The following is a 7,339-nucleotide window of genomic DNA, read 5'->3' on the forward strand; positions in this document are numbered from 1 at the left end:
CCCGCTTTATGCGGGCGCCTTTTTTGACTGCGCGAATCAGAACAGCGAGCAGGTGTAAAACAGCATGGCGAACAGCGAGGAGATCAGGGAGACAACGGTGATCTGAGTGTTGATGGAGGGCCCGGCGGTGTCCTTGAAAGGATCGCCGACCGTGTCGCCAATGACCGCGGCCTTGTGGGCGTCGGAGCCCTTGCCGCCAAAGTGACCGGCCTCCACGTATTTTTTGCCGTTGTCCCACAGACCGCCGGCGTTGCTCATGACAAGCGCGAGAAGAAGACCCGAGACGATGTTGCCGGTCAGAAAACCGCCGACCGCCTCGACGCCGCCGATGAAGCCCACGGCGAGAGTCGCCACAATGGCGGTGAGCCCGGCCGGAATGAGCTCGCGGATTGCGCCGACCGTTGCGATGTCGATGCAGCGGGCATAGTCCGGCATGGCCGTGCCCTCCCTGAGCCCGGGAATGGTGTTGAACTGACGGTGAATCTCCGTGACCATCTTCTGCGAGTTGCGGTTGACGCCCATGATGAGCATGGCCGAGAAGACCGCCGGGATGGCTGCGCCGACCAGAGCGCCGAAGAAGACGAGAGGATTCATCATATCAAATTGGATGACAACTCCCGCAGCCTGGCGCACGACCTCCTGAAAAGTGCCGAGAAGAGCGATGACCGTGAGCCCTGCGGCGCCGATGGAAAAGCCCTTGGTGATGGCCTTTGCCGTGTTGCCGGCCGCGTCGAGTTCATCGGTGACGGTGAGCACCTGATCGCCGAGCCCGGCCATCTCCGCGACGCCGCGTGCGTTGTCGACGATCGGCCCGTAGGCGTCGTTCGAGATGATCATGCCGACGATGGAGAGCATGCCGATTGCCGCCGTTGAAATGCCGAGCATGGCGTAGCCCTCGCCGAGCGGCGCGCAGAGGTGGTAGGAGATGAGGGCCGCCAGCCCGATTCCCACCAGGGCGGGCAGCGACGAGAGAAGCCCGTAGGAGAAGCCGGAGAGGATGGTGAATGCCGGCCCGCTCTCGCTTGCCCGGGCGACGCGCTCGACCGGTTTTTTGTCGTCGCCGGTAAAGAAGTCAGAGGTGACGCCGATGATGACGCCGACGACCATGCCGGTGATGGCCGCGCCCCAGAGGCGCAGACTGTAGTTGCAAAGCAGCGTCGCACCCAGTGTCAGAAGTGTGAAAATGATGCAGGTGATGTAAGTGCCGCCGTTGAGCGCGCGGGAGGGGCTGCCCTTTTTGCCCAGGCGCGCGAGCAGCACACCGACGATGGAGGCGAGAAGCCCCAGCGTGCACAGACAGAAGATGAAGTCGATCTGTCCGAGAGGCAGAGCGACCACCATGGCCGCCGCCATCGCGGCGATGTTGGAGTCGAAGAGATCGGCGCCCATGCCTGCGACATCACCCACGTTGTCGCCGACGTTGTCGGCGATGACGGCGGGGTTGCGCGGGTCGTCCTCGGGGATGCCCAGTTCAACCTTGCCGGTGAGATCGGCCGCAATGTCGGCGGTCTTTGTAAAAATTCCGCCGCCGGCCTTTGCAAACAGGGCCAGCGAGCTTGCGCCGAAGCTGAAGCCGAGCACGATGTTGGGGTCGCCGGAGATCAGATAGATGACAGCGGCGCCCGCCAGCGAAGTGCCCACCACGGCGAGTCCCATGACCGCGCCGCCGCGGAAACCGGCGAGAAACGAGGGCCGGATGCCCTCACAGGCCGCCGTAGCCGATTTGAGATTTGCAATGGTCGCAATCGAGATGCCGACGACGCCGGCAAGCCCCGAGAGTGCGGTTCCGAAGACATAGGCGGCTACCATGATGACATTGTCCCAGATGGAGCCTCCCGACCAGATGGGGCTTGGAAACAGCAGAAAGAGGATGGCGCTGACCACAGCCATGAACAGGGCGAGAATCCGGTATTCCCGCCGCAGGAAAGTGAACGCGCCCTCGCGAATCAGGGCGCCGACGTGCTCGAGCTTCTCATTGGCAGTCGGAAGACGCCTGACCCACTGGTAGAAGTAGGCGGCCACACCAAAAGCCAGAATGGAGACAGCAATTGCCAGATAGACCCAAATCATGTGCAGTTCCCCCTATTCAATTTTACGGGCCGGGCGCTGCGGTGGCGCCCGGCAATTTCGTTTGCCCGTTCAAATTATATGGGGACCGGCCGCAGAGGTCAATTGATTGGGCCGTAAGAAAACCGTTAAGATTGCCGTCTGGCAGCCCGTTCAGGGGGTATTTGTGGGGAAACTTGTTTTCCTCAACTTTTTTGTTGAAAACACTTGATTAACTGTAGTATAATTTAAACTGCGGTAATTTGCGAATATCTTTCGTTTGTCCCAAATGATGACGCAGCAACTGCGCTCAAAAGAAGGAGAGATTTTTTTGGGATTCCTAGTAGATGGGATACTCGCTGTGACATGGCAGCAGATCGTCATGTGGGCGGTCGGCGGTGTCTTGATTTACCTCGCAATCAAAAAGGACTTTGAACCGGCCCTGCTTCTGCCGATGGGCTTTGGCGCGATTCTGGTCAACCTCCCCTCGACGGGGCTGCTCGACCAGATCATGCCCGGCATCGGCAAAGTGGAGGGTTTCATCGACATTCTCTTCAACGCGGGCATCGCAAACGAACTTTTCCCACTGCTTCTGTTCATTGGCATCGGCGCGATGATCGACTTCGGCCCGCTGCTCTCAAACCCCAAGATGATGTTCTTCGGCGCGGCGGCCCAGTTTGGCATTTTCTTCACGCTGTCCATGGCGTCGCTGCTCGGTTTTTCGCTCAAGGATGCGGCCTCCATCGCCATCATCGGCGCGGCGGACGGCCCGACGTCGATTCTCGTCTCAAACATCCTCGGCAGCAGCTACATGGGTGCCATCGCAGTGGCTGCCTACTCCTACATGGCGCTGGTCCCGATTGTCCAGCCGATGGCGATCCGGCTTGTCACCACAAAAAAAGAGCGCATGATCCGCATGCCCTACCAGCCAAAGTCTGTCTCGCGCCGCGCGCGCATTCTGTTCCCGATCATTGTGTCGGTCATCGCGGGCCTGGTCGCGCCCGCCTCGTCGCCCCTGGTCGGCTGCCTGATGTTCGGCAACCTCATCCGGGAGTGCGGGCGGCTCGAGTCGCTTAGCGAGACGGCGCAGAAAGTGCTTGCCAACCTCGTCACGCTCCTGCTGGGCTTTACCATTGCGGCGCGTATGCGTGCCGACCAATTTGTCACAGTTGAGACCATTCTCATCATGTGCCTGGGCCTTGTGGCCTTTGTGTTTGACACCATCGGCGGCGTTCTGTTTGCCAAGATCATCAACCTCTTCTCGAAAGAGAAGATCAACCCCATGATCGGCGCCGCGGGCATTTCGGCGTTTCCCATGTCGGCGCGGGTGGTACAGAAGATGGGCCTCAAGGAGGATCCCTCGAACCATCTGCTCATGCACGCGGTCGGCGCAAATGTCTCGGGGCAGATCGCCTCAGTCATCGCGGGCGGCCTGATCATCGACATTGTGTCGAAAATGATTTGAGGAGGCAGCACAGATGTTTGATTTCGCGGCCAATTTTCAACAGTTTCTGACCACTCTGCCCATTATGGGCAAGGGGATGCTCGGCATCTTTGCCGTCATCCTTGTCATCTATCTCGTCACGCTCGTGCTCGGCAAAATGTCAGACGAGAGCGGCGGCGCTTCCAATTAGCAGTCCTGTATCCCGCGGCTGCGAGAGGGTAGCTTCACATCCGAATTGTCTAATTTCTAACAAAAAGACAATTTGAATATGATAGATTTTTGTATTTTTTAAGGAGGTAGAGATATATCATGAAAGTCCAATTCACAGAGACCGTTCTACGTGACGCGAATCAGTCGCTGATTGCGACGAGACTTCCGTTCTCGGAGTTCGAGCCTATCCTCAAGACGATGGACAAGGCCGGCTTCTATTCGCTGGAGTGCTGGGGCGGTGCGACGTTCGACTCCTGTCTGCGCTACCTGAACGAAGACCCGTGGGAGAGACTGCGCAAGATCAAGGCGGCCTGCCCGAACACAAAGCTCCAGATGCTCCTGCGCGGGCAGAACATCCTCGGCTACAAGCACTACCCCGATGACATCGTGCGTCTGTTTGTCAAAAAGTCCGTCGAAAACGGCATGGACATCATCCGCATCTTCGACGCGCTCAACGACCTGAGAAACATCGAGGTCGCCATGGATGAGACCAAGAAGTGCGGGGCGATTGCGTCCGCCGCTCTCTGCTACACCACGAGCCCCGTCCACACGGTCGAGGCGTTTGCCAAGCTCGGCAAACAGATGGAGGACATGGGCGCTGACACCATCTGCATCAAGGACATGGCCGGCATCATGGGCCCGCAGGAGGCCTACGACCTTGTCAAGGCCCTCAAGGAGACCGTCAAGGTCCCAATCGTGGTCCACACCCACGCCACCACCGGCCTTGGCCCGATGACCCTGATGAAAGCGGTCGAAGCGGGCGCCGAGGTCATCGACACCGCCATTTCCACGTTCTCCGGCGGCACCTCACAGCCCTCCACCGAGGCGCTCGCCTACTCGCTCAAGCAGATGGGCTATGAAGTTGACCTCGACTTCAAAGTGCTCAAGGAGATCAACGACTTCTTCAAGCCGATCTTCAACCAGTATATCGACAACGGCACGCTCAATCCGTTCGTGCTGACCACCAACCCCGACGCGCTGACCTACCAGGTTCCGGGCGGCATGCTCTCGAATCTGCTCGCACAGCTCAAGGCACAGAACTCTCTCGACCGCCTCGACGAGGTGCTCGCGGAGATCCCGAACGTCCGCAAGGATCTCGGCTATCCGCCCCTGGTCACCCCGATGAGCCAGATGGTCGGCGTGCAGTCCACATTCAATGTGCTGCTCGGCGAGCGCTACAAAAACCTCGCCAAAGAGGTCAAGAGCTATGTCAAAGGCGAGTACGGCAAGGCGCCGGGCGTGGTTGACCCCGATCTGATCAAGAAAGTCCTCGGCGACGAGCAGCCCATCACCGGGCGCTATGCCGAGACCCTCGCCCCCGGTTTTGAGGCGGCGAAGGAGGAATGCAAACAGTATGCTCAGAGCGACGAGGATGTGCTCAGCTATGTCGCATTCCCGCAGCAGGCAATGAAGTTCTTTGAGGCGAGAGAGGAACGCAAGTCCAACACCGCCCAGTACTCCATTGTAAAATTGGAAGGTTAAGGGGGAGTTTACGATGCCGTATAGTCTCATAGACAGCATCCTCGTCGGCCTGCTCGGTATTGCCGTCGTATTTGTTGTTTTGATTGCGCTGAGCCTGTTCATCATGGTTCTCTCGAAGCTCGTGGGCCTGTTTGTACCGAAGAAGAGCGAGAAGACCGAGACAGCCGCCGCTCCCGCGGCAGCACCTGTGGCCGCAGCGGCGGCCCCGTCTCTGCCCAATGCGGTCAAGCTCACCAATGTGGACGACAAGACCGCCGCGATGATTATGGCGATTGTCAGCAACGAGACCGACATCCCGCTTGATGAGCTTTACTTCAAGTCCATCAAAGCCTTAGATTAATTGGAGGGGAACACCATGAAATACAAAGTCACACTGAATGGAAAAGACTATGAAGTGGAAGTGGAAAAGGGCGAGGCCAGAGTGCTGAGCGTTGTCAACACGCCGGTCGCGGCGCCCGCTGCGGCCGCTCCCGCTGCTGCTCCTGCCCCGGCTGCTGCGCCGGCGCCCGCTGCGGCGCCTGCCGCCGCTCCGACCGCTGCCGGTGAGCAGATCAAGAGCCCGATGCCCGGCACCATTCTGAGCGTCAAGGTCACACAGGGCGCATCGGTTACCCGCGGGCAGGTCCTCGTCGTGCTCGAGGCCATGAAGATGGAGAACGACATCGTCGCTCCGAGAGACGGCGTCGTCGCGCAGATCGCGACCCAGAACGGCGCAACGGTCAACACAGGTGACGTCCTTGTTGTCCTCAATTAAAGGGGGGCGGATAAGATGTTTTCTGCGTTAGCTGCCGCCTCCATCAACGTGGGGGAAGTCATCAAGAACATCTGGATGACCTCCGGGTTCACCCAGATGACCTGGCAGGAGGGCGTCATGATTCTCGTCGCCTTCGTGCTGCTGTATCTCGCCATTGTCAAAAAGTTTGAGCCGCTGCTGCTGCTGCCGATCGCGTTCGGCGTGCTGCTTGCAAATCTGCCGCTCGCGGGCCTGATGGCGGAGCCTGCCAACGGCCAGATCGGCGGTCTGCTCTACTACCTCTACCAGGGCGTCAAACTCGGCATCTACCCGTCGCTGATCTTCCTCGGCGTCGGCGCTATGACCGACTTTGGGCCGCTGCTCTCGAACCCGATCTCCCTGCTGCTCGGCGCCGCCGCTCAGCTTGGAATTTATGTGGCATTTATCATCGCGAGCCTGCTCAACTTCACCCCGCAGGAGGCGGCCTCCATCGCCATCATCGGCGGCGCCGACGGCCCGACGGCCATCTTCCTGACGACCCGTCTCGCCCCGCATCTGCTGCCGGCCATCGCCATTGCGGCCTACTCCTATATGGCGCTGATTCCGCTGATTCAGCCGCCGCTGATGCGTCTGCTCACCACCAAAAAAGAGCGCGAGACCGAGATGAAGACGCTGCGCGAGGTATCCAAGGCCGAGAAGATCATCTTCCCGATCGTGGTCACCGTTCTCGTCTGCCTGCTTCTGCCGTCGGTCGCGCCGCTGCTCGGCTGCCTGATGCTCGGCAACCTCTTCCGCGAGTCCGGCGTGGTCGCCCGTCTGAGCGACACCGTGCAGAATGCGCTGATGAACATCGTCACCATCTTCCTCGGCGTCACCGTCGGTGCCACTGCGAAAGCCGAGACCTTCCTCAGCCCGTCCACCATTAAAATCATCGTGTTGGGCCTCATTGCCTTTGCGTTCAGCACCATCGGCGGTCTGCTGCTCGGCAAACTGCTGTACTGGCTGACCAAGGGCAAGGTGAATCCGCTGATCGGTTCTGCCGGCGTCTCCGCCGTGCCGATGGCGGCGCGTGTCTCCCAGGTTGAGGGCCAGAAAGCCAACCCTGCGAACTTCCTGCTCATGCACGCCATGGGCCCGAATGTCGCCGGTGTCATCGGCTCCGCTGTCGCGGCAGGCTTCCTGCTGGCGATGTTCCAGTAAAAATAACCTTATATAATAAGGAATAGATCTTGTGGCAAAACGGCGCTTTCGGGCGCCGTTTTCGCCATATATAGAGACACCGAAAAAAAGGGGTGAAAAGTGTGTAAAAATGAGCTTGACAGTGGGGGTATGGAGATGGTATTATAGGGAAGCACTCGAACGGACAGGCCCTTTTTGGAGAGGAAGAAGAAAAAAAGGGTTGACAAGAGGGATTTGGAAGTGAT

The 7,339-nt window shown here is 59.2% G+C and carries 7 protein-coding genes; 6 read left to right on the plus strand and 1 reads right to left on the minus strand.

What is annotated here, in order from left to right:
* Positions 1-36 precede the first annotated feature (36 nt).
* Positions 37-2,070, minus strand: coding sequence for a sodium-translocating pyrophosphatase (locus H8695_RS11015; protein WP_249301670.1), 2,034 nt, complete (start codon positions 2,068-2,070; stop codon positions 37-39).
* Positions 2,071-2,377: 307 nt separating this feature from the next.
* Between H8695_RS11015 and H8695_RS11020 the strand changes: the two genes are divergently transcribed.
* The 6 genes from H8695_RS11020 (at position 2,378) to H8695_RS11045 (ending at position 7,115) form a co-directional block, all read left to right on the plus strand.
* Positions 2,378-3,511: a sodium ion-translocating decarboxylase subunit beta gene (locus H8695_RS11020; protein WP_249301673.1), complete on the plus strand. Its 1,134-nt coding sequence runs from the start codon at positions 2,378-2,380 to the stop codon at positions 3,509-3,511.
* A gap of 13 nt (positions 3,512-3,524) precedes the next feature.
* On the plus strand, positions 3,525-3,680 hold the full coding sequence (locus H8695_RS11025; protein ID WP_249301694.1) for a hypothetical protein: 156 nt from the start codon (positions 3,525-3,527) through the stop codon (positions 3,678-3,680).
* 119 nt (positions 3,681-3,799) lie between these two features.
* Positions 3,800-5,182, plus strand: coding sequence for a pyruvate carboxylase subunit B (locus H8695_RS11030; protein ID WP_249301675.1), 1,383 nt, complete (start codon positions 3,800-3,802; stop codon positions 5,180-5,182).
* Positions 5,183-5,195: 13 nt separating this feature from the next.
* On the plus strand, positions 5,196-5,522 hold the full coding sequence (locus H8695_RS11035; protein ID WP_249301677.1) for an OadG family protein: 327 nt from the start codon (positions 5,196-5,198) through the stop codon (positions 5,520-5,522).
* A gap of 15 nt (positions 5,523-5,537) precedes the next feature.
* Positions 5,538-5,936, plus strand: a complete 399-nt coding sequence (locus H8695_RS11040; RefSeq protein WP_249301678.1) for a biotin/lipoyl-containing protein — start codon at positions 5,538-5,540, stop codon at positions 5,934-5,936.
* Between the two features lie 42 nt (positions 5,937-5,978).
* On the plus strand, positions 5,979-7,115 hold the full coding sequence (locus H8695_RS11045) for a sodium ion-translocating decarboxylase subunit beta (RefSeq protein ID WP_346726816.1): 1,137 nt from the start codon (positions 5,979-5,981) through the stop codon (positions 7,113-7,115).
* Positions 7,116-7,339 lie beyond the last annotated feature (224 nt).

This window comes from Feifania hominis, from assembly GCF_014384765.1.
GTDB classification, from domain to species: Bacteria; Bacillota; Clostridia; order Oscillospirales; family Feifaniaceae; genus Feifania; species Feifania hominis.